The 18,848-nt window shown below is 40.4% G+C and carries 18 protein-coding genes and 7 pseudogenes; 9 read left to right on the forward strand and 16 right to left on the reverse strand.

From position 1 onward, the window contains the following. The first annotated feature begins 147 nt into the window (after nt 1-147). The 3 genes and pseudogenes from BTN49_RS22765 to pntB all read left to right on the forward strand — a co-directional run bounded on the left by BTN49_RS22765 (nt 148) and on the right by pntB (nt 4,398). A pseudogene (locus BTN49_RS22765) lies at nt 148-1,027 on the forward strand (IS982 family transposase). A gap of 409 nt (nt 1,028-1,436) precedes the next feature. Continuing rightward, nucleotides 1,437-2,990, forward strand: a complete 1,554-nt coding sequence (locus BTN49_RS11765) for a Re/Si-specific NAD(P)(+) transhydrogenase subunit alpha (RefSeq protein ID WP_097357333.1) — start codon at nt 1,437-1,439, stop codon at nt 2,988-2,990. 13 nt (nt 2,991-3,003) lie between these two features. Further along, a complete protein-coding gene (gene pntB / locus BTN49_RS11770; RefSeq protein WP_097357334.1) occupies nt 3,004-4,398 on the forward strand; it encodes a Re/Si-specific NAD(P)(+) transhydrogenase subunit beta in 1,395 nt (464 codons plus the stop codon). A 361-nt stretch (nt 4,399-4,759) separates the two neighbouring features. Here pntB and BTN49_RS11775 read toward each other — a convergent pair. Then, nucleotides 4,760-4,975, reverse strand: a pseudogene (locus tag BTN49_RS11775) (transposase); the annotation flags it as partial. A 233-nt stretch (nt 4,976-5,208) separates the two neighbouring features. Then, nucleotides 5,209-5,331: a hypothetical protein gene (locus BTN49_RS19540; RefSeq protein WP_263364210.1), complete on the reverse strand. Its 123-nt coding sequence runs from the start codon at nt 5,329-5,331 to the stop codon at nt 5,209-5,211. 205 nt (nt 5,332-5,536) lie between these two features. On the opposite strand from BTN49_RS19540, the gene BTN49_RS16595 reads away from it, so the two are divergent. Further along, nucleotides 5,537-5,701, forward strand: coding sequence for a hypothetical protein (locus BTN49_RS16595; protein ID WP_190319247.1), 165 nt, complete (start codon nt 5,537-5,539; stop codon nt 5,699-5,701). 147 nt (nt 5,702-5,848) lie between these two features. Here the strand turns inward: BTN49_RS16595 and BTN49_RS13545 are convergent, their stop codons facing one another. From BTN49_RS13545 to BTN49_RS19545, 6 genes and pseudogenes are all read right to left on the reverse strand, one after another. Continuing rightward, a complete protein-coding gene (locus BTN49_RS13545; RefSeq protein WP_146679454.1) occupies nt 5,849-6,037 on the reverse strand; it encodes a hypothetical protein in 189 nt (62 codons plus the stop codon). Between the two features lie 79 nt (nt 6,038-6,116). Beyond that, nucleotides 6,117-7,061 (reverse strand): ribosome biogenesis GTPase YlqF, encoded by a 945-nt coding sequence (gene ylqF / locus BTN49_RS11785; protein WP_097357337.1) that lies wholly within the window; start codon nt 7,059-7,061, stop codon nt 6,117-6,119. A gap of 502 nt (nt 7,062-7,563) precedes the next feature. Next, nucleotides 7,564-7,698 (reverse strand): DDE-type integrase/transposase/recombinase, encoded by a 135-nt coding sequence (locus BTN49_RS21445; protein ID WP_097357338.1) that lies wholly within the window; start codon nt 7,696-7,698, stop codon nt 7,564-7,566. Between the two features lie 214 nt (nt 7,699-7,912). Then, a pseudogene (locus tag BTN49_RS21450) lies at nt 7,913-8,295 on the reverse strand (transposase). Then, entirely contained in the window at nt 8,241-8,423 is a 183-nt protein-coding gene (locus BTN49_RS16610; RefSeq protein WP_199399611.1) for a hypothetical protein, read from the reverse strand. Before BTN49_RS16610 ends, BTN49_RS21450 begins: the two are co-directional and overlap by 55 nt. After that, nucleotides 8,420-8,554: a hypothetical protein gene (locus tag BTN49_RS19545; RefSeq protein WP_263363844.1), complete on the reverse strand. Its 135-nt coding sequence runs from the start codon at nt 8,552-8,554 to the stop codon at nt 8,420-8,422. The genes BTN49_RS16610 and BTN49_RS19545 overlap by 4 nt, the downstream gene beginning before the upstream one ends. Before the next feature lie 527 nt (nt 8,555-9,081). On the opposite strand from BTN49_RS19545, the gene BTN49_RS16615 reads away from it, so the two are divergent. From BTN49_RS16615 to BTN49_RS11810, 3 genes are all read left to right on the forward strand, one after another. Further along, nucleotides 9,082-9,534 carry a hypothetical protein gene (locus BTN49_RS16615; protein WP_199399612.1) on the forward strand — a complete coding sequence of 151 codons (453 nt, stop codon included), beginning with the start codon at nt 9,082-9,084 and terminating at the stop codon, nt 9,532-9,534. Next, a complete protein-coding gene (locus BTN49_RS16620; protein WP_199399613.1) occupies nt 9,531-9,911 on the forward strand; it encodes a transposase in 381 nt (126 codons plus the stop codon). Before BTN49_RS16615 ends, BTN49_RS16620 begins: the two co-directional genes overlap by 4 nt. Nucleotides 9,912-10,316: 405 nt before the next feature. Further along, a complete protein-coding gene (locus BTN49_RS11810; protein WP_223823854.1) occupies nt 10,317-11,921 on the forward strand; it encodes a DUF342 domain-containing protein in 1,605 nt (534 codons plus the stop codon). A gap of 104 nt (nt 11,922-12,025) precedes the next feature. On the opposite strand, the pseudogene BTN49_RS13550 reads toward BTN49_RS11810, so the two are convergent. Further along, nucleotides 12,026-12,121, reverse strand: a pseudogene (locus BTN49_RS13550) (IS5/IS1182 family transposase); the annotation flags it as partial. Nucleotides 12,122-12,210: 89 nt separating this feature from the next. On the opposite strand from BTN49_RS13550, the pseudogene BTN49_RS22770 reads away from it, so the two are divergent. Then, nucleotides 12,211-13,003 (forward strand): annotated as a pseudogene (locus BTN49_RS22770) (transposase). Nucleotides 13,004-13,157: 154 nt separating this feature from the next. Here the strand turns inward: BTN49_RS22770 and folX are convergent. The 4 genes from folX to BTN49_RS14325 form a co-directional block, all read right to left on the reverse strand. Further along, nucleotides 13,158-13,514 carry a dihydroneopterin triphosphate 2'-epimerase gene (gene folX / locus BTN49_RS11820; protein ID WP_097357340.1) on the reverse strand — a complete coding sequence of 119 codons (357 nt, stop codon included), beginning with the start codon at nt 13,512-13,514 and terminating at the stop codon, nt 13,158-13,160. Nucleotides 13,515-13,549: 35 nt separating this feature from the next. Next, a complete protein-coding gene (gene folM, locus BTN49_RS11825; RefSeq protein WP_097357341.1) occupies nt 13,550-14,251 on the reverse strand; it encodes a dihydromonapterin reductase in 702 nt (233 codons plus the stop codon). 521 nt (nt 14,252-14,772) lie between these two features. Next, complete coding sequence (locus BTN49_RS21455; protein WP_097357372.1) at nt 14,773-14,859, reverse strand: transposase; 87 nt, start codon at nt 14,857-14,859, stop codon at nt 14,773-14,775. Nucleotides 14,860-14,907: 48 nt separating this feature from the next. Continuing rightward, on the reverse strand, nt 14,908-15,051 hold the full coding sequence (locus BTN49_RS14325; RefSeq protein WP_158523771.1) for a hypothetical protein: 144 nt from the start codon (nt 15,049-15,051) through the stop codon (nt 14,908-14,910). Between the two features lie 493 nt (nt 15,052-15,544). Here BTN49_RS14325 and yciH point away from each other — a divergent pair, with 493 nt between their 5' ends. After that, the gene (yciH, locus tag BTN49_RS11835; RefSeq protein ID WP_097357342.1) at nt 15,545-15,871 is read left to right on the forward strand and encodes a stress response translation initiation inhibitor YciH; all 327 of its coding nucleotides are present in this window, start codon (nt 15,545-15,547) and stop codon (nt 15,869-15,871) included. A gap of 68 nt (nt 15,872-15,939) precedes the next feature. Here the strand turns inward: yciH and BTN49_RS11840 are convergent. The 3 genes and pseudogenes from BTN49_RS11840 to BTN49_RS11850 form a co-directional block, all read right to left on the reverse strand. Continuing rightward, nucleotides 15,940-16,850: pseudogene (locus BTN49_RS11840) on the reverse strand (IS5 family transposase). Between the two features lie 139 nt (nt 16,851-16,989). After that, nucleotides 16,990-17,392, reverse strand: a pseudogene (locus BTN49_RS22775) (transposase); the annotation flags it as partial. 31 nt (nt 17,393-17,423) lie between these two features. Then, nucleotides 17,424-18,668 carry a multifunctional CCA addition/repair protein gene (locus BTN49_RS11850; protein WP_097357343.1) on the reverse strand — a complete coding sequence of 415 codons (1,245 nt, stop codon included), beginning with the start codon at nt 18,666-18,668 and terminating at the stop codon, nt 17,424-17,426. Nucleotides 18,669-18,848: the final 180 nt, after the last annotated feature.

Genomic DNA, 18,848 nt, shown 5'->3' on the forward strand with positions numbered 1-18,848 from the left:
GATACTGCCTAGTGGGTATCCATCACACGGTGATCTTATTCCATAGCTATTGCTAGCTAACTTGAGCTGTGCATAAGAAATAAACTAAATGCCCAAGTCGCGATCTGATTGTTTGAAATAACCTATTGACTGCACAAGGACTTGTGCATGAATAACTTAGACGCCGTTTTCGTTGATGTCGACGATTTCTGCCAGACTTTCCTCCCTGTATGGGAAAACACCTCATTTCTTTCGGTATCAAATAAAGAAACAAGCCTTTTCGCCTCTCAGTTAACGAAGTGATGAGGATAGTGATAGCTTTTCATTAATCGGGGTATCGAGACTTAAAAACCTATTACATCCACTTTAGCTTGCCTCTGTTTCACCAACGAATTTCCTGAATTAGTCAGCTACACGAACATGCTCAAACTCATGCAAGGTGTTCTGGTCCTACTTTGCTCTTACCTCACTCACCGTCAGGCAAGGCCGACATGGATTGCCTTCGTTAATTCATTCAAGCTGCAGGTTTGTCATAACCTACGCATTCTTAGATATCAGGTTTTTAAAGGTACCGCGAAGTGAGGAAAAGGAACGATGGGGTGTTTTACGGTTTCAAATTACACCTTATTATCAATGACCAAGGTAGCGTTATCTTAGTCAAAGTGACGATAGCTAACGTGGATGATAGAGAGTCTGTATCAAAAATGGCTGAAGAGCTTTGGGGGTGTTTATATGGAGATATAAGGTTATATCTCTGGTCCATGGGAGCGAGAATTTGCAGACAAGGGAGTGATATTGATAACGGGTGTAAAAAATATGAAAACCAAAGTGATGAAACTTTAGAATCGCCTGATGTTCCCGGAAACAATTTATTATTTAAACCGTTTTTGACCAACTAAAAATATCCCAAATTGAGCATTCTAGGCACTGTAGTTGTATCAGTTTTATGGTTAACTGGCAGGTAGGGCTTATCGCGTATTTATTTCAACCAAAGAAGCTGAGCATCAAGATGGTTAGGTTTGATAAGCAAGTGTTTATGCAGATCTAAGGTTAAAAAATCTAGATCAGTGCATTAATAGGCCTTATTTAATCATAAATACCTTGCGGTGGTGGTTGCTTCGTGGATTTCTAGATCTTGAGAAATCATCGCGGTACTCTAACCTTCAGATGCAAGCACACCCGCTTTAATACGGACGTGAATAGACCATCACGCGTTGTATAATGCTGGGTCTCGACTGTTATTCTTGTTTTCGGTCAAAGTTCCTTTACGACGTAGTGCAGTGCGTAGTTTGACCTATATTTTACTGGAAATAAATCATTTTCAATGATTACGGGTATAGGCCTGTTGATGGTTTTGTTATTAAATGTTTTTATGTTTCTCCTATAAAACGCTTGATCAAGTTCTTTTAGTTTGTTATTAACGGTTTAATGATGCTGCCTATAGTCAAGGATTAGCTATGAGAATTGGTATTCCAAAAGAAAGAGTTGCACACGAAACACGAGTGGCTGCTACACCTAAAACGGTCGAACAGTTAATTCAAATGGGATTTGATGTGGTTGTCGAATACAATGCAGGGCAGCTTGCCAGTTTTGATAATGAGGCGTTTGAACAAGCCGGGGCTACGGTCGGTGATACTGATTTGGTTTGGCAATCAGAGATCATTATCAAGGTCAATGCCCCGATAAAGTGTGATGAATCTTGCGTCGATGAATTGGAGCTCATCAAAGAAGGCACAACGCTCGTGAGCTTTATCTGGCCAGCGCAAAATGAAACCCTGATGGGAAAACTGTCCGCTAAAAAAATTAATGTACTAGCCATGGATGCAGTACCGCGGATTTCACGGGCGCAGGCTCTGGATGCATTGAGTTCTATGGCAAACATTGCAGGTTATCGAGCAGTAGTTGAAGCAGCGCACGAGTTTGGACGTTTCTTTACAGGGCAAATAACGGCAGCTGGCAAAGTGCCACCGGCAAAAGTTTTTGTCGTTGGTGTGGGGGTCGCTGGTCTTGCAGCTATCGGCACTGCGGGTAGCTTAGGTGCGATTGTTCGTGCCTTTGATGTTCGTCCAGAAGTAAAAGAACAGGTTGAAAGTATGGGCGGTCAATTTCTGCAAGTTGCATTTGAAAAGCAAATGGGTAGCGGGGACTGTTCTACGAAAGAAATATCGGATGATTTTAATCGTAAAGTAGCTGAGTTATATGCTGAGCAGGCGAAACAGGTTGATATCATCATCACGACTGCATTGCTTGAAGGTCGTCCAGCACCAAAACTGATTACTACTGAGATGGTTGATGCGATGCAACCAGGCAGTGTGATCGTGGATTTAGCGTCGGCGAATGGGGGTAACTGCGAATATACCGTCGCTGATAAAGTTGTTGTAACTGATAATGGTGTGAAAATTATCGGATATACCGACATGGTCGGACGTATGCCTACTCAGTCCTCACAACTTTATAGTTGCAACGTTGTCAATTTAATGAAGCTACTTTGTAAAGAGAAAGATGGCAATATCCACATCGATTTTGCTGATGTGGTTTTGCGTGGTTTAACAGTGGTTAGAGACGGAAAAGTTACATGGCCTGCACCACCGATACAAGTATCTATGCAACCTCAAGTTGAGCATCAGGTTGAATCTGCGGTAAACCCCGTCAAGGAGTCAATCTCACCGATGAAAAGGCTGGTTGCACTTGTGTTGGGTATGGGTGGATTTACATGGGCTGCTTCGTTTGCCCCCGTGGCATTTCTTTCCCATGTTACGGTATTTGTTCTTGCCTGTGTTGTTGGTTACTATGTGGTTTGGAATGTGGCACACGCACTTCATACACCACTTATGTCGGTGACGAATGCAATTTCCGGTATTATTGTAGTTGGTGCGATACTCCAAATTACTCAAGGTAACGTTGTCGTCTCATTCCTTGCGTTTATTGCCATTCTGATTACGAGTATCAATATCTTTGGTGGTTTCACAGTAACCAAGCGCATGCTTGAAATGTTCCGTAAAGATAAATAGGGGGTAATCAGTAATGTCTGAAGGTTTAGCACAAGCGGCATATATTGTTGCTGTACTGTTTTTTATTATGAGTTTGGCAGGTTTATCAAAACAAAAATCTGCACAAGCAGGTAACTATTATGGTATCGCGGGTATGTCGATTGCTTTAATAGTGACCGTATTCGGTCCTGATTCTCAAGGTTTGGCATGGATTATCATTGCAATGGTGATTGGTGGTGGTATCGGTATTTATTATGCAAAACGCGTTGAAATGACCGAAATGCCTGAGCTGATAGCTGTATTGCACAGTTTTGTTGGTTTGGCTGCTGTATTCGTTGGTTTCAACAGTCTTTTTGCACCTCCGGAAATGGGATTAATTAATCCTTCTGGTATGGATGCTGAGAATGTTATTCATTTAGTTGAAATATGCATCGGTGTATTTATAGGTGCAGTTACCTTTAGTGGTTCGGTTATTGCCTTTTGTAAACTGCGTGGAATCATATCTTCATCTGCTCTAAAAATTCGACATAAACATAAGTTAAACTTAGCGGCTATCGTTGTTTCATCAATGCTGTTGATCCACTTTGTGGAGGTGGATGGTAGTATAGTGGCACTAATTGTAATGACACTCATTGCCTTTGCATTCGGAGCACATCTGGTTGCGTCAATCGGAGGTGCGGATATGCCAGTTGTCATATCAATGCTTAACTCTTACTCAGGTTGGGCAGCAGCCTCAGCAGGCTTCATGCTTGCTAGTGATCTTTTGATCGTTACGGGTGCGTTGGTAGGTTCTTCGGGCGCTATTTTGTCGTACATCATGTGTAAGGCCATGAATCGCTCATTCATCAGTGTTATTACAGGTGGATTTGGTCAACCCAGTTTTGTCTCTGGGGATATTGAAGAAAGTGGATATCACGAAGTGACCGCTGAAAAAGTAGCAGAAATGTTGAAAGAATCACATTCTGTGGTTATCACTCCTGGATATGGTATGGCAGTCGCACGAGCGCAATACCCTGTTCAGGAGATTACTGAAAAACTGCGTGCTAAGGGTGTGAATGTTCGCTTTGGGATTCATCCGGTCGCTGGGCGTCTTCCTGGTCATATGAATGTGTTACTTGCAGAAGCGAAAATTCCGTATGACATAGTTCTTGAAATGGCTGAGATCAATGATGATTTTTCTACAACAGATACCGTTTTGGTGATCGGTGCGAATGACACGGTCAATCCATCAGCCATTGATGATCCTAATAGCCCTATTGCTGGGATGCCCGTGCTTGAAGTGTGGAATGCAAAAAATGTTATTGTGTTTAAGCGTTCTATGAATACTGGTTATGCTGGTATTCAAAACCCACTTTTCTTTAAAGATAACACTTCGATGTTGTTCGGTGATGCGAAGGTAAGTATCTCTGCCATAGCAAAAGCTATTTAAGTGTATCAGTTTCGATATAAGTCTTTTATTCTCAACAAAAATATAAGAGATAACTTTCTATGCAGTGTATTGTCTCTGTTTTAATATTAACTCCTCCGGTCTTTTGATAGGTATTAGGAGGAACAGTAACTTTTAGCCTTGGTAAAAGAATGTGAAACGATTCAAAACAGCATAGTTTATCATCGTTCCTCATCGAAGATCTGTTTCCCACCCCTTCCTGAAAGTAAGGGGTGGGAAACAGTCAAGGTTTTGCCTTGAAAACTTATAATTGGTCAAATAAATAGACACGCTTACAGAAATAGGTATTTTAACCTCAGATCTGCATAAGTGGTTGCTTATGCAGATCTGAGGTTAAACAACTAAGTTGGAGCTTAAAAATACCTTTCATCAGCAGTGCTGTTTCAATCGATGTATCTAAAAATATAAACCCACGGCCACGATGACCGTGATGCTTTAGACAATGCCATACCTTAATGGCAGTGTCGTTTATCCAAAAAGTGATTGAGTCTAGGTTTACTAATCCTTGATTATATTGTTTCCAGTTGCTGATCTTATATTTTGCTTTTCCTTTTCCCATCAATCACCTCTTGCTTAACTCCATGATGATCTGATCGTAGAAATTGCGATTAGTTTAGATATTTAGGAAATAACACCGCGTGATATAGGTAATACCATTAACTCTCGATTTTCACGTAGCTCTCATTCATTCGCTATGAGGTTGCTACAGCACTTTGCTTTTTCCTAGAAGTTTGCTCCAGCTGAGGCGGAATATTACAAAACCTAGAGGTGGAGGATTACGTGATTCGTGACTCATCCCCGTTCTTTGACTATTTCATCGATCTCTAGGTAGCTAAGTTGATAGGAGACGTAGTAGTGGACAGCTTGAAAGATCAGTTTATCTGGATATTGCTTACCGTTGGAATCGAGTGCCATGGAGTTAATGCTCCTTGGAAATGTCGGAGAATTATCAAAATATTAACCCACCCCGTCAACTTTGCGACAGAACTCGATCTAAAGGCTTCATTATGTAATTTTGCTTACTTAATATTATTTGACAAAGATCTAGGACGTTAGATAGTATTATTGTATACAAATATGTATTTTAGAAAACAACTTCAACATAAATAGGACAAACGAAATGGCCAAATGGGAAGAATGGCTGCAAACAGACACTTCTAAGAAAGATAAATTTAACTTAAAATCCAACGAGGATTTTGATAACCGTCTTCAACGTGCAAAAAAAGGCCGTCGTAAGGTACGTATTAATCGTACAATTTGCTACGATATATATCCGTTTATTTGATGTAAAGGGTTGCGGAGGTGACCATCACTGACTCTATTATATTGAATGAATTAAACCGTAGTATCGGTGATGGACACTTAAGGTTATTGATACAATAAGTTAGAGGGTGTACCAACGTCACTGCAGCACGTTTCATTTCCCTAAAAGTCAGCTTTGGTTGAGGTGCATATTTAAAAATCCAGCGGTGGAGGGTTGAGTGATCCATGCCGAGTCCCCGTTTTTTGAATATTTCCTCGATGTTCCAGTAGTTAAGTTAAGTTGAGAGGAGATGTGGTAGCGTTTAGCTCGAAGGGTCAGTGTATCCCAGTATTTATTGCCGTTCAAATTGAGTGCCATAGGATTAATGCTCCTTGGAAATATCGGAGCATACATCAATATGTTAGCCCATCCCGTCTCTTCGAGACAGAACCGTTTATTAGCGTTTGTTCTTTAGGTAGCGCTGTCGGCGTTCTTTCTTTCTCCTGATTTGTTTATCTGCTTCCACTGCCATAGTTTCTTCCACTTTGAGTAGCTCTTTGTTGATTATGTCTGGGTATTCCAGTGTGATTAACCCTAGAACGCCATTACGTAGCTCGTTGATTAGAATTCTAGATGCTTTGGACAGGTCAATACGCCCGCCTGAACGTAGGCAACCACGTTTCTGGCCGATCATTCCCATTAATTCGATTGCATTATCGGGTAGCCTCTCGATATGATAACGTTTTCTTAGCAAGTCTGGATACGTGTTTGCAAGGTATTCCACGATGTAGAAAGCAACCTCATCATATTCTACCACCGTGTCTTTTACTGCCCCAGTTGCAGCTAAGCGGTAACCAGTATTGGGGTTTTCTAGCTTAGGCCACAAAATTCCTGGAGTGTCAGATAGTACAATACCACTTTCCAACTTGACACGTTGTTGCTGACGTGTGATAGCAGGTTCATTACCAGTTTTTGCTACCACACGTCTAGCCAGCATGTTGATAATTGTTGATTTTCCAACATTTGGGATACCTACAATGAGGGCATGAATATGTTTGCCAATTTTCCTTCGGTTTGGAAAAATACTGTGACAAAGATCTATGATCTTGTTTACCTCAGTGATCTGTGTAGTAGTGATAGCCATCGTTTTAGTGCCTTGCTCTTTTTCAAGGTGTTTAAGCCATAGGGCAGTCATTGCAGGGTCAGCAAGATCTCGTTTGTTTAGGACTTTGATAACGGACTTATCCTTGCGTAGGTGACGGATCAGTGGGTTTTTACTGCTAAATGGGATACGTGCATCAAGTATTTCGACTATGATGTCGGTCTTTGGAATTATTTCTTCGATTTGTTTGCGTGCCTTATGCATGTGACCAGGGAACCATTGAATTTTTTGATTATTCATTTTGATTATGTACTCTTTTCTAGTTACCTTAAGCGGTAAAACAAAGGGTAGTGAGATTTATTCTAAAAGATTTAGGTATTTTATTTTTGCTATTAGCCGCACCATTATGAGTTTGATCACTAAGTTTGAAAAGAACTGGAGATCGATTTTCTATGGACATATTTATGCTACCAGTGAATAAAACCACTTCCAGACAGACATGTAACCCGCCTTTTCCACCTCAGCTTTCCTGAGCATCTGCCACAGCCCAACATTGGTTATCGTGGCCTTAGGGGGTACTGTCAACGGATTTCCATCCTAGGCTCTGTCGCATCTTCCGCTTCACCGGATGATAGATCTGCTCCACGATGTTGTTAAACTATTTCAGCTTGAGTGCCTCTCTATAATCATCTCAACCACCACTGAAAAACCGATGACGCAGTTAAGATTGAATAACGCCAGTTCATTGGCACTGCTCTGCTCTATAACCAGTTTTTGAGGGAGTTCATGCAGGTCGTTGACCTTATCTAAAAAGCCTAGATGGCAGACTCATCATAGATTTCAAAGGGATAGTAATCCACAGAGTGTTGCTGTGCTTATCGATAGCGAGATACAGGTAATACCATACACCCTCGATTCTCACGTAAGTTTTATCCATTCGCTAGGACGTCGCTACAGCACGTTTCCTTTCCTGAAAGTCTACTTCATCTTAGGCGTAGTAGCGGATAGCTTGAAGTATCAGTCTATTCGGATATTGCCTGCCGTTGAAATCGAGTTTTATGGGGTTAATGCTCCTTGGAAATGTTGTTCCACCCCGTCAACTTCACGACAAAACAGAAGAAAGTCATCGTCAACTGTTGTGTAGACATTGTCTAACTTAAGATCTGCATAAGCGCTTGCTTATAAAACCGAATCCTCTTGATGCTTGGTTTCTTTGGTTGAAATAAATATGCGATAAGCCCCGCCAGCAAGTTGCACATTTCCGATACAGGCTTTCTATCATCCACGTGATCCGTCATCACTTTGATTGAGATAATGCCACCGTGGTCATTTATAATAAGGTGTAATTTGAAACTGTAAAACCACCCCATGATTATTTTCTTACTCTTCGATATACTTTAAAAACCTGATGTCTGAGAATGCGTAGGTTGTGATAAACCTGTAGTTTGGGCGAATCAATGAAGGCAATCCCTGTCAGCCTTACTTGACGTGAGTGAGGTAAGAGCGAAGCGGAATCAGAACACCTTGCATGAATTTAAGTATTTGCGTGTAGCTGACTAATTCAGGAAATACGTTGGTAAGACAGAGGCAAATAAAGTGGATGTCATAGGTTTTGAAGTCTCGATACCCCGATTGATGGAAAGCTATCACTATCGTTATCACTTCGCTAACTGAGAAGTGAAGAGACTTGTTTCTTTATTTGACACTGGAAGAACTTGGGTTTTTTCCCATGCAGGGAGGAAAGTCTGGCAGAAGTCGTCGACATCGACGAAAACAGCATCTAAGTTATTCATGTCCAAGTCCTTATGCAGTCAATAGTTTTTTTGGTATGCGGATTTAGTGATTGATTTTCACAGGATGTATTAATTGGTTAAAATCGGATTTAATGATTGACATCATAAACCAAATACACTTGTATTAAGAACGTGGAGACATCCACAGCCGAACTCAGCGGCGACTCTGAGAAGACAAGGATTTAACCATGAAAACTATCTCTATTGCTTAATTTGAAACTCTGGTAGCTCGCAACGACTGGCAGCGAGAACAAGATTGCGAAGTTTTAGAGCGTCTTGATCGTCAGGTTGAAGAGTGGAACGAAGAAAACGAATGTTTTGATCTGAACGATATTCCTCACGTTTTTGGTTTGGCTTCTAAAACCTCAACCTTAGATGGTATCAAAATTACTTATACCGAAGGCTTTAACTACGACGAATGCGACTCCGACTCTCTGTCTACATGAACCGAGGGACAGGATGCTGTTTGGTCTGTAGAAAGCGTTACGGTTGTTGATGAAGATTGTGACGAGCTGAATGCACATGAATTGGCTGACTATCTGGATTCTGATTTCAGTAGCATTAATTACAGCGTACTTGAGATAGAGCAAATAATTGACGTAGACGAGGACTCTGACATGGAAACATTTACACTTGATATTGATAACGCGCCAAACGTTCGCTTTACTGGTGAACTGGTAGCAAATGCGGCTAGTTCTGATAATCAAGCTATTGGCAGTAGTTATAACGGTCAAACTGGTCGTTGGACAGAGTTATCTCTTTACAAGACCAAAGCGGAAAATTTATCTGTCATCAAGTCGGTCGCACTAGAAGGCAAGATGAGCGTGACCGTTTTAGCGGCAAGGTCTGTGAAACGCTGGAAGAGGTTAAAGAGTTTTTCTTTGTCATTTGGAACAGTCAGACGCGTGATGAAGCTTAGCAAGCTTAGCAAGCTTAGCAAGCTTACTACGCTTGGCTACGACTGGTTTCACCTGAAATGACGCGGTATTTCGATCCGCTAATCAAAGCTATGGGGAACTGGCACAATGAAGTTTTTGCGTACTTTGATCATCCAATAACGAATGCTTATACGGAAAGTCTCAACAACCTCATTCAAGTTATGAACCGTACTGGTCGAGGTTATAGCTTTGAAGCTATTAGGGCTAAAATGCTATTTACTGAAGGGTTCCAAAAAGTGAAACGTCCACTATATCAACGAGATCCAATTCCTGATGATGCCATTAGCTTGTTTGATATGGCTGTGGAACAGAAAATAGTAACGAACTATGGTTCGAGCATATCAACTTTGATCAAAGAATTTGAAAGGGATTTTAAAAGTCCCATTTCACTCACTAAATCCGCATACCCGTTTTTTTAAACGATCAGATCTCGACTTGGGTATTTAGTTCATTTCTTGAGGACAGCTCAGGTTATTTATCTTTAATATACAAAGAGTAAGATACAGATATTCCTAATTCAGGATATTGTTAAATTATGAATTGCTGAGTAGTGAAGAATTATTCACTCTTATAGTACGGCATAAATAGGAGAAACTTTCTATAATTCGTTTATATGACGTTCGCTAACTGTATCGAGTGTATTGTCATTAATCTCGTGCGATCTGAATATAAGTTAAGCTGAGTGTTGATCTTTTAACTCATTTTCTAATGTAAAATGTATGTGAGATTTTAGTTCATATTTTTAATATTTTGATTTAGGGGATTATATATTGCAACAACTTTTGCGTCTGTCCCACGATAGTTGCAGAGTTTATATGACTTTGATGCCAAAGGCAGATCAATACGCCCCTCCAATTAAGAGGAAGCACATTGTGAAATGGCTGGTTGAGCATAACGTCGCCAGTTATTTTCGTTTCGAAGAATCAATTGAAAGAATTCTCCTTAAAATTAATGATCCCACTGATGAGTGGAGAGGGGAACCCGACGATGTGATCGTCGCAGAACGCCGAGATGCATCAGTGATCGCACGTATCGATGATGGAAAAATGACAGCATTTCTTCGTGTAAATGGTGCATGTGGTGGTAACCCAATTAGAGGTAATGATTTACTTGTGGCATTAAAAAGAGCACATATTGCTCGTGGCGTGAAAAAGCAGACGTTACAAAAACTATTAACCGCATCCGTGCGTCTCAAACCAGGTGAATATTTAGAGGTGCTGATAGCTGTTGGTAAATGGCCAATTATTGGCGATGATTCTAAACTTGTGTACCTAGTGCCAGATAGTAAGTCTCGTATCCTGCGTCCTCAAGAACGCGATGATGGTACGGTTGATATGCGTGATTTAGGAAAAATGGTTACTGTACAAGAAAGCCAGCCATTGGTGAAACGTATTCCACCAACGAAAGGGATAGAAGGTTTTCGTATCGACGGAACAGTGTTAGCGACAACTCCAGGTCGAGAACTACCACTCAAATTATATCCAGGTAGCCAATTCAGTTGTAGTGATGAAAACGTTATCGTGGCGACAACCTCTGGTATGCCTATTCTACAACCAGAAGGTGTTGAAGTAGACAACGCCTTATGTATTAAGGCGGTGACTGTAGCAACAGGTCATATTAACTTTGAAGGAAGCGTGGTTATTAACCATGACGTCAATGCAGGTATGAAGGTACAAGCCACTGGCTCAATTACCGTCGGTGGTGTGGTGGAAACAGCTATTCTTGAAGCGGGCGGAGACATTGTTATTCATAACGGTATTTTAGGAAAACAAGTACATATAGACCAGAAAAGCATAACAAGAATTAAGGCAAAAGGCTCTATTATCGTAAGATTCGCGCAATACGCTAACATTGAAGCTGAAGGCGATATTATCGTCAGTCAACATGCGATGCATTGTAATACGCGCACGAAAAGCAATCTACATATTGGTGATAAGGTAAAACGAACTGGCACATTAACAGGTGGCTATCATGTTGCTCGGTGTGGTATCCAAGTTGTTACTCTTGGTGCAACATCCGGTGTGGTTACACGTGTGCATGCGTTCTCAGGGCTAAGTGAACTCCTAGAAGAGACACTTAAAGTTACCAAAGAATTAGACATCGAGTATGAGGAATTAGTAAGAATTAAAGATGCAGAATTAAGATTGTTGCAACAACCTACGAATAAACGTACAAATACTCTGATAGAGAGATTAGCGTGGACGAAAACACATCATTTTGAACATATAGAGGAGCTTAAGACAAGAATAGAATCTAGCTCCTCTGAGCTACACACTCTTTATAGAAGACATACGGTCGATGTGATAAAAAATTGTTTCCCAGGCGTACATTGCCACATTGGAGATGCTATGTTGACAATTGACCATGAATATGGTCCATGTCGTCTCGTGAGCAATGGAAAAGAGGTTATTATTGAAACTCGGACATAAACGCTCTCATACTAGATACTAGAGAGGTTGATATTTATACCTTAAATAGGTGTTGTTGATTAAACTAGACCTATGATGCACTGATCCCAATATTTGTTACAGTCTTAATTTGCCTGCTGGCGAGCAGGCATACCGAGTCTTATGACTTTGTTCATCGCTTTCACATTTGCCAGCTCTCCACCAACTTGAGTATTGTAATTAAGCTGAGCGGCGTATAAGAAATTAACCAAATGCTAAAGTCGCGATCTGCTCGTTTGAAAAAAACTATTGATGAAATAAGGACTTTGGCATGAATAACTTAGAAGCTATTGTCGTCGATGTCGATGACTTCTGCCAGACTTTCCTCCCTGCATGGGGAAAAACCCAATTTCTTCCGGTGTCAAATAAAGAAACAAGTCTTTTTACCTCTCAGTTAGCGAAGTGATAACGATAGTGATAGCTTTCTATCAATCTTGGTATCGAGACTTCAAAACCTATGACATCCACTTTGTTTGCCTCTGTCTCACCAACGAATTTCCTGAATTAGTCAGCTACACTCAAATACTTAAATTCATGCAAGGTGTTCTGATTCCGCTTCGCTCTTACCTCACTCACCGTCAAGTAAGGCTGACAGGGATTGCCTTCATTGATTCGTCCAAGCTACAGGTTTATCACAACCTATGCATTCTCAGACATCAAGTTTTTAAAGTATATCGAAGAGTGAAAAAATAACCATGGGGTTGTTCTACGACTTCAAATTACACCTTATTATAAGTGACCACGGTGGCATTATATCAGTCAAAGTGATGACGGATCACGTGGATGATATAATGCCTATATCGGAAATTGATGACGAGCTTTGGGGCTGTTTATACGGAGAGAAAAGTTATATCTCTGGTCCATTGGAACGGGAACTTGCAGACAAGGGAGTGACACTGATAACGGGTATGAAAAAATATCCCAAATCAAGCATTCTTGGCACCGTAGTTGTATCAGCTTTATGGTCAACTTGCTGGCTGAGCTTCATTGCGTATTCATTTCAACCAAAGACACAGAGTATCAAGATGACTAGGCTTTATAAGCAAGCGTTTATGCAGATCTAAGGTTATTTATCTATATAGGCCATAGGCCTGATTTAATCAACAACGCCTTCAGTGTTACAATAGAAGCCCATGATTGAATAACTTGTTATGAAAAGTTGAAGAAATCTGTTTGTTAGTAGATATATCCTAGAAGGAAGGTGTTAGAGGATTAAATTTATTTTTGCCAACTAAGGCTTAGGGACACGGAATCGGCAAAGCGAAGTGCATGTGGTTTATCGATAGTTACTTTCGCGTACGTGACCCAACGATGATCGACTGTTATCCTGAGAACACTAGAAACCAATCTCTCAAGCAGCAGGAAACGTCCGTTTTCAACGTGATTGATAATAGCTTTGGTAATCACTTTATAGTTTAGGGCATCTTCGATGTTGTCATTTAAACAGGCTTCTTCTACGGGATAATGAACCTCAATATTTAATACAATATCCTGTTTTTTATTCTTCTCTTCTAAGTTGAGTCCAATATAAGTACGAAGGCGAAGATTAGTGATCATAATTATGGCATTTTGCATATTTGTCGTCCGTTATTACTATTTTTAATAGGACATTATTTGAGAGCACGACCTCCGTCCAGATTGATACTTTGTCCTGTCATATATCGGCTATTCAAGATAAATTGGACAGCATTAATCACTTCAAACACACCTGGTGAGATACCTAGCAGTGACTTTGACAGAACTTTCTTCTTATGTTCATTTCGATCATGGTTATTCAACATGATCAACGCAGGTGCGATGCTATTTACTTTTAATTTTGGAGCAAATTTTTGGGCGAAGGATAATGTTAAGTTATCCAATGCTGCTTTGCTAGCTGCATAGGCGATATGTCTTGGGCTGCCTTTTTTAACGACATAGTCAGTGAAATGAATAATGTCGCTATTAGAAAGCATATAGGGTTCCAGTGCGTGATTCAGTATGTAAGGCGCTTTCGCATGAACCTGCATCATTTTATCTAGAAGGGATGCTTGGTCATCAGTCTGGCTTTCTGATTTCCAATCCGAGGCATTATGAATGAGTCCTCGAATATTAAGATTTAACTCAATCACCGCCTCGGAAAATGCAGTTATGCCCGTATTGGTAGTAAAATCAGCTTGTATACATGTTACGCCTGAATTACGAAGGCTACGGATAGTTACCCGTTCTGTGCGATAGGACACTACGACAGGTATTTGTTGCTCTGTAAAGTGTTTAGCAAGCGCTAACCCTATGCGCTGTCCAGCCCCAGTGATCACGATTGTTTCTTGCTTCATATATTTTCTGTCCAACAAAAGTTATTGTGCGAATTCAGGTCAAGAACAACAATAATTTCATTATGACTTATATGAGATCCAAAATCTAACTGGGCTAGCAGCCTTCAAAGGAAGTTGTATAGGGGTAAAGACAGTATTGGGGGATGGCTCACATTTTGTTAGGAGAGATGCTGGTACATAATTTAGCCTAAGCTCTGTATAAGCGCAGCTTTTGAGAACTGAGTAATTTTAAGGTTACGATTTGTTGGTGGGAAACGTATAAGCAATGACTCCAGTAATAAAGATGACCATAAAGGTCATCCAATTTAGGTGCTGAGAGTGCTCTGTTTGGGATATGTTTTTAGTCGGATAAAGATTATCTCAATGATAAATCGTTTTCTCAACGTAAGACGATCCTAAAACTTCATCACCTTTGGTTCCCTGTTCTTCCGTTCATTCGTGATGAGATTGATCCCCAGAGATTATCGGTCATATCAGGCATAGGTTTTTTGTCATCAACATTGGTTGTTGTTACCTTTACCTCATTTAACCATCTCCTCAAACCCGCGATGCCGTGGAATACGTAAATTATGACAAGCCTGTAGCTTAGTAGAATCAACGAACGTGATACCAGAGCACTTTGCATCAACTTAAGTGTCAATGTATAGCTGACTAAATCAGGGAATTAACCTATTAGGAGATGGCAGACAAGTGGTTCGTTTCTTGTTTTGAAACCTGAAATTCGGTATTTTTCCCGATTTAGAAAGGAAAACCTGCCGGAAATCGTCGTTATCGGTGAAAACAGCGTCTAAATTATTCATGCTAAAGTCCTTTTATGACTGATAATTTAATTCAAACGATTTGATCGCGATTCTGGCATTTAGTTCATTTATTATGCGTAGTGCGTAGTTCAGGTTAATCACGAAGAGTGAGTTTAGGGCTAAATAACTCTACTATAGCTAAATATTGCTGTCTCTGCTAATGAGAGTTTGTGATAACCCATGTCTTTTCTTCACTCCGCCAATTTATTTTCTTTTATCGGCGTTGTTTCCTAAATATCTGAACTAATCGAAATTTCTACGATCAGATCATCATGGAGTTGAGCTGGAGGTGATGATAGGAAAGGCCAAACATAAGATCAGAAACTGGCAACAATATAATGAACAATACCCTCTCTACACCTACACATGACTGCCTTGACCATGATATCAGTAAAGATTTCTGAAACCTGTATCTTCAAGTTTTTTGGTTATAGTATGTTTGGTTAAATTATTTTAATATCTGATAACATCACCTGAATACAGAAAATTAATTATGTATCATGATAAAAAATGCATAGTTTTCTCAACGGAAACAGAGCAAATTAAAAAACAGAAACTAGGACTTCAGCACGAAAAAGGAGATGGCATTATTCGTATTCAACGCCAAACCAAAGGTCGGAAAGGCAAGGGCGTTTGTGTAATTACAGGATTAGATCCAAATAACACACATCTCAAACTGGTTGCTGCAGAATTAAAAAAAGTCTGCGGTTGTGGTGGAACTGTAAAAGGAGGTGTGATTGAAATTCAAGGTGACAAGCGTAATCAGATCAAAGCGTACTTTGAAAAAAAAGATTATAATGTCAAATTTACGGGGGGTTAGTTGACGTTGTTGATTAAATCAGGCCTATAATGCACTGATCCCAATCTTCTTTAACAGTCTTGATTTATCTAATGGTGAACAGGCAGACCGAGTTTTAAAACTCTGTGCATTGCTTTTACAATTGCCAGTACTTCATTAACTCGAGCATTGTAATAACGAAGAGTGAGTTTAGGGCTGAGCAACTCTGTTATAGCGAAACAGTGCTGTCTCTGCTAATGAGATTTTGTGATAACCCATGTCCTTTTTTCACTCCGCCAGTTTGTCCTCTTTCAACGACGTTACAGCTTCATTTCTAAGATGCCCTTCCTCCCAATAAACCGCGTTTCTTCGAGGTGGAATACAGAGCATTATTCTTTTGTTTTTCAGTACGTGGTGACACGCTCTTATGTCAGAGGCTCCATTAGCAGTGACTTACTGTATCTTTCGTCGTAATGGGTTAACCAATATAGATAAAACCTCATGGTCACCCACAGAAACAAGGCTAATTTCTGCAGTAATAACCTCATGAGTAGATACAGCCATGGCAAGATGAAGTTTGCGATAGATACACCGTTTCAGCTTACCGTGTTTATGCGTTTTCCATTTGCCTTCGCTGTAGACTTTTAGGTCTGTAGTATCAATAACGAGGTGGGTCACAGCTACTCGACTCAACAAACGGTACTTAACTTTTACGGTTCTAGAACACATTACTAATGTAGGTGTATGTAGGGGATTTCAGCGGAACATTCGTCAACGTAAAAACTGAACTGAGGAGGCCTTCTAATCTACGAAGTGGGAGCTTAGAAATACCTTTCCCCATGAGTGTCGTTTCAATATCAATATCCGAAAAAATAAACCCACTGGTATGATGACCGTGATGCTTTAGACAATGCTATTACTTAATGGCATCGTCGTCTATCCAAAAAGTGACTGAGCTTCTGTTTACTAATGCTTGATTATATTATTTCCAGTTGCTGATCTTGGCCTTTCCCTTTCCCATCCTCACCTACCGCTTAACTCCATGATGATCTGATCGTAGGAATTATGATTAGTTCAGACATTTGGGAAACAATGCTTATATATGGCATGATAGGGATAAGCTAGTTTTGTCGCAAAGTTGAAGGTGTCGCTAATATACCTCAGATCTGCATAAGAGCTTGCTTATAAAGCCGAGTCATCTTGATATTCGGCTTTTTTGGTTGAAATGAATACGCGATGAGGCTCAGCCAGCAAGTTGACCATAAAGCTGATACAACTACGGTGCTGAGAATGCTTGATTTGGGATATTTTTTCATACCCGTTATCCGTCATTACTTTGACTTAGCTAATGCCACCTTGGTCGTTGATAATGAGGTATAATTTAAAGCCATAGAACCACCTCATCGTTCTTTTTCCTTGCTTCGAGGTACCTTTAAAAAACTGATGTTTGATAATGCGTAGGTTGTGATAAACTTGTAGTTTAGACGAATCAACTAAAGCAATCCCTGTCGGCCTTACCTGATGGTGAGTGAGGTAAGATCAAAGCGGAACCATAACACTTTGCTATAACTAGATAACTATATCGTTTAATTGATCAGTATTCCCCATGAATGTGGACGTTTTCCAAGTATTTAGCTATTTTGTTTATTCGCTGTCGAGTCAATTCATCACGAATGGCTTGACCTTTTAACCCTGTCGCCACTATTGATTTTACATCTACAGTGATTGCGGCATCAAATACTCCCTGTAACCATTGTGCTTGTAGGTAGGGGTGTGTTCTGCATCCTATGCTTCCTTGGTAGATTACTTGGCTTGCCAGCACGAGTTGGCCGACACGTTCCGGTTTTCGCCAAAAATCATTTCGGTTGAAGATATCAATGAAAGTCGATGCTTTTAGTTCGCCTGCATTGTGGATATTGAGGTGTTCAACACGAATAAGAAGTGCAGCATCACGGTAAATATTTGGCACGTGAAGGCGTTTACATATGCCTTTTATGAGTCTTGCACCTTGCATTACATGCTGCTTATGCCTCGGATACTCTTCTTTTTTTTGTGTGAGTGTTTTTCCTATATCGTGCAATTGTACGGCAAAGCGAATGCAGGTGTTGTCAGTTAAACATGTTGCCCGACGTGCTACCATTAACGTATGAATACCAGTATCGATTCCAAGAGAACACCATTCCGGTTTAAATACTCCAAACAGAGTATCAATTTCTGGCAAAACCACTGCAAGTGCACCACATTCTCTTAATACGCTCAAAAATATGTCGGGATATTCTGTTGAGAGTGATTTCTTCCACTCAATCCATACGCGTTCTGGGGTCAGGGTATCAAGTTCACCACTATCAACGATAGTTTTCATTAATATCATGGTTTCGTCGACTACTCTAAAACCTAATCCATGAAAGCGCGCTGCAAACCTGGCTACGCGGAAAACGCGCAAGGGGTCTTCCACAAAGGCTGGTGATACATGACGCAGCAGGCGATTTTCTAAATCAATTTTTCCGTCGTATGGGTCGATCAAACTACCATCTTCCGCTTGGGCCATGGCATTGATGGTTAGATCACGTCGTTGTAGATCTTCTTCTAGGGTTACATCGGGTGTGAAATGACAGATGAAGCCTGTGTAGCCTTGGCTTGATTTACGGTCAGTACGGGCAAGGGCATATTCCTCATGGGTTTTTGGGTGCAGAAATACGGGAAAATCTGCTCTAACCTGCTGGTAACCCTCCGAGACCAAGGTATCGATATTAGCACCGACAACTACCCAGTCTTTGTCCTTGATATCTAACCCCAACAGTTGGTCTCTAATTGCGCCTCCTACGAGAAAGGTATTCACATATTAATCCAATAATTAGATAATAATTAAAGTCATGATATACCTAAACAGGTCTCTGACGGTGGTTTAAATATCAACGATCTGCTAATAAAAGACAATAAAAGTGTGAATCATTACCTGAATAGTTATGTCATTGTATTATCCCTGCTTGGTGGAATTTACCACACTTACAAGTGATTT

The organism is Candidatus Enterovibrio escicola (assembly GCF_002464935.1).
Taxonomy (GTDB): Bacteria; Pseudomonadota; Gammaproteobacteria; order Enterobacterales; family Vibrionaceae; genus Enterovibrio; species Enterovibrio escicola.

What these genes read in the sequence shown, in the direction of transcription:
- BTN49_RS11765 (WP_097357333.1), top strand. Translation starts at nt 1,437, where the DNA reads ATGAGAATTGGTATTCCAAAAGAAAGAGTTGCACACGAAACACGAGTG.
- pntB (WP_097357334.1), top strand. Translation starts at nt 3,004, where the DNA reads ATGTCTGAAGGTTTAGCACAAGCGGCATATATTGTTGCTGTACTGTTT.
- BTN49_RS19540 (WP_263364210.1), bottom strand. Translation starts at nt 5,331, where the DNA reads ATGGCACTCGATTCCAACGGTAAGCAATATCCAGATAAACTGATCTTT.
- BTN49_RS16595 (WP_190319247.1), top strand. Translation starts at nt 5,537, where the DNA reads ATGGCCAAATGGGAAGAATGGCTGCAAACAGACACTTCTAAGAAAGAT.
- BTN49_RS13545 (WP_146679454.1), bottom strand. Translation starts at nt 6,037, where the DNA reads ATGGCACTCAATTTGAACGGCAATAAATACTGGGATACACTGACCCTT.
- ylqF (WP_097357337.1), bottom strand. Translation starts at nt 7,061, where the DNA reads ATGAATAATCAAAAAATTCAATGGTTCCCTGGTCACATGCATAAGGCA.
- BTN49_RS21445 (WP_097357338.1), bottom strand. Translation starts at nt 7,698, where the DNA reads ATGGATAAAACTTACGTGAGAATCGAGGGTGTATGGTATTACCTGTAT.
- BTN49_RS19545 (WP_263363844.1), bottom strand. Translation starts at nt 8,554, where the DNA reads ATGAATAACTTAGATGCTGTTTTCGTCGATGTCGACGACTTCTGCCAG.
- BTN49_RS16620 (WP_199399613.1), top strand. Translation starts at nt 9,531, where the DNA reads ATGACGCGGTATTTCGATCCGCTAATCAAAGCTATGGGGAACTGGCAC.
- BTN49_RS11810 (WP_223823854.1), top strand. Translation starts at nt 10,317, where the DNA reads ATGCCAAAGGCAGATCAATACGCCCCTCCAATTAAGAGGAAGCACATT.
- folX (WP_097357340.1), bottom strand. Translation starts at nt 13,514, where the DNA reads ATGCAAAATGCCATAATTATGATCACTAATCTTCGCCTTCGTACTTAT.
- folM (WP_097357341.1), bottom strand. Translation starts at nt 14,251, where the DNA reads ATGAAGCAAGAAACAATCGTGATCACTGGGGCTGGACAGCGCATAGGG.
- BTN49_RS14325 (WP_158523771.1), bottom strand. Translation starts at nt 15,051, where the DNA reads ATGAATAATTTAGACGCTGTTTTCACCGATAACGACGATTTCCGGCAG.
- yciH (WP_097357342.1), top strand. Translation starts at nt 15,545, where the DNA reads ATGTATCATGATAAAAAATGCATAGTTTTCTCAACGGAAACAGAGCAA.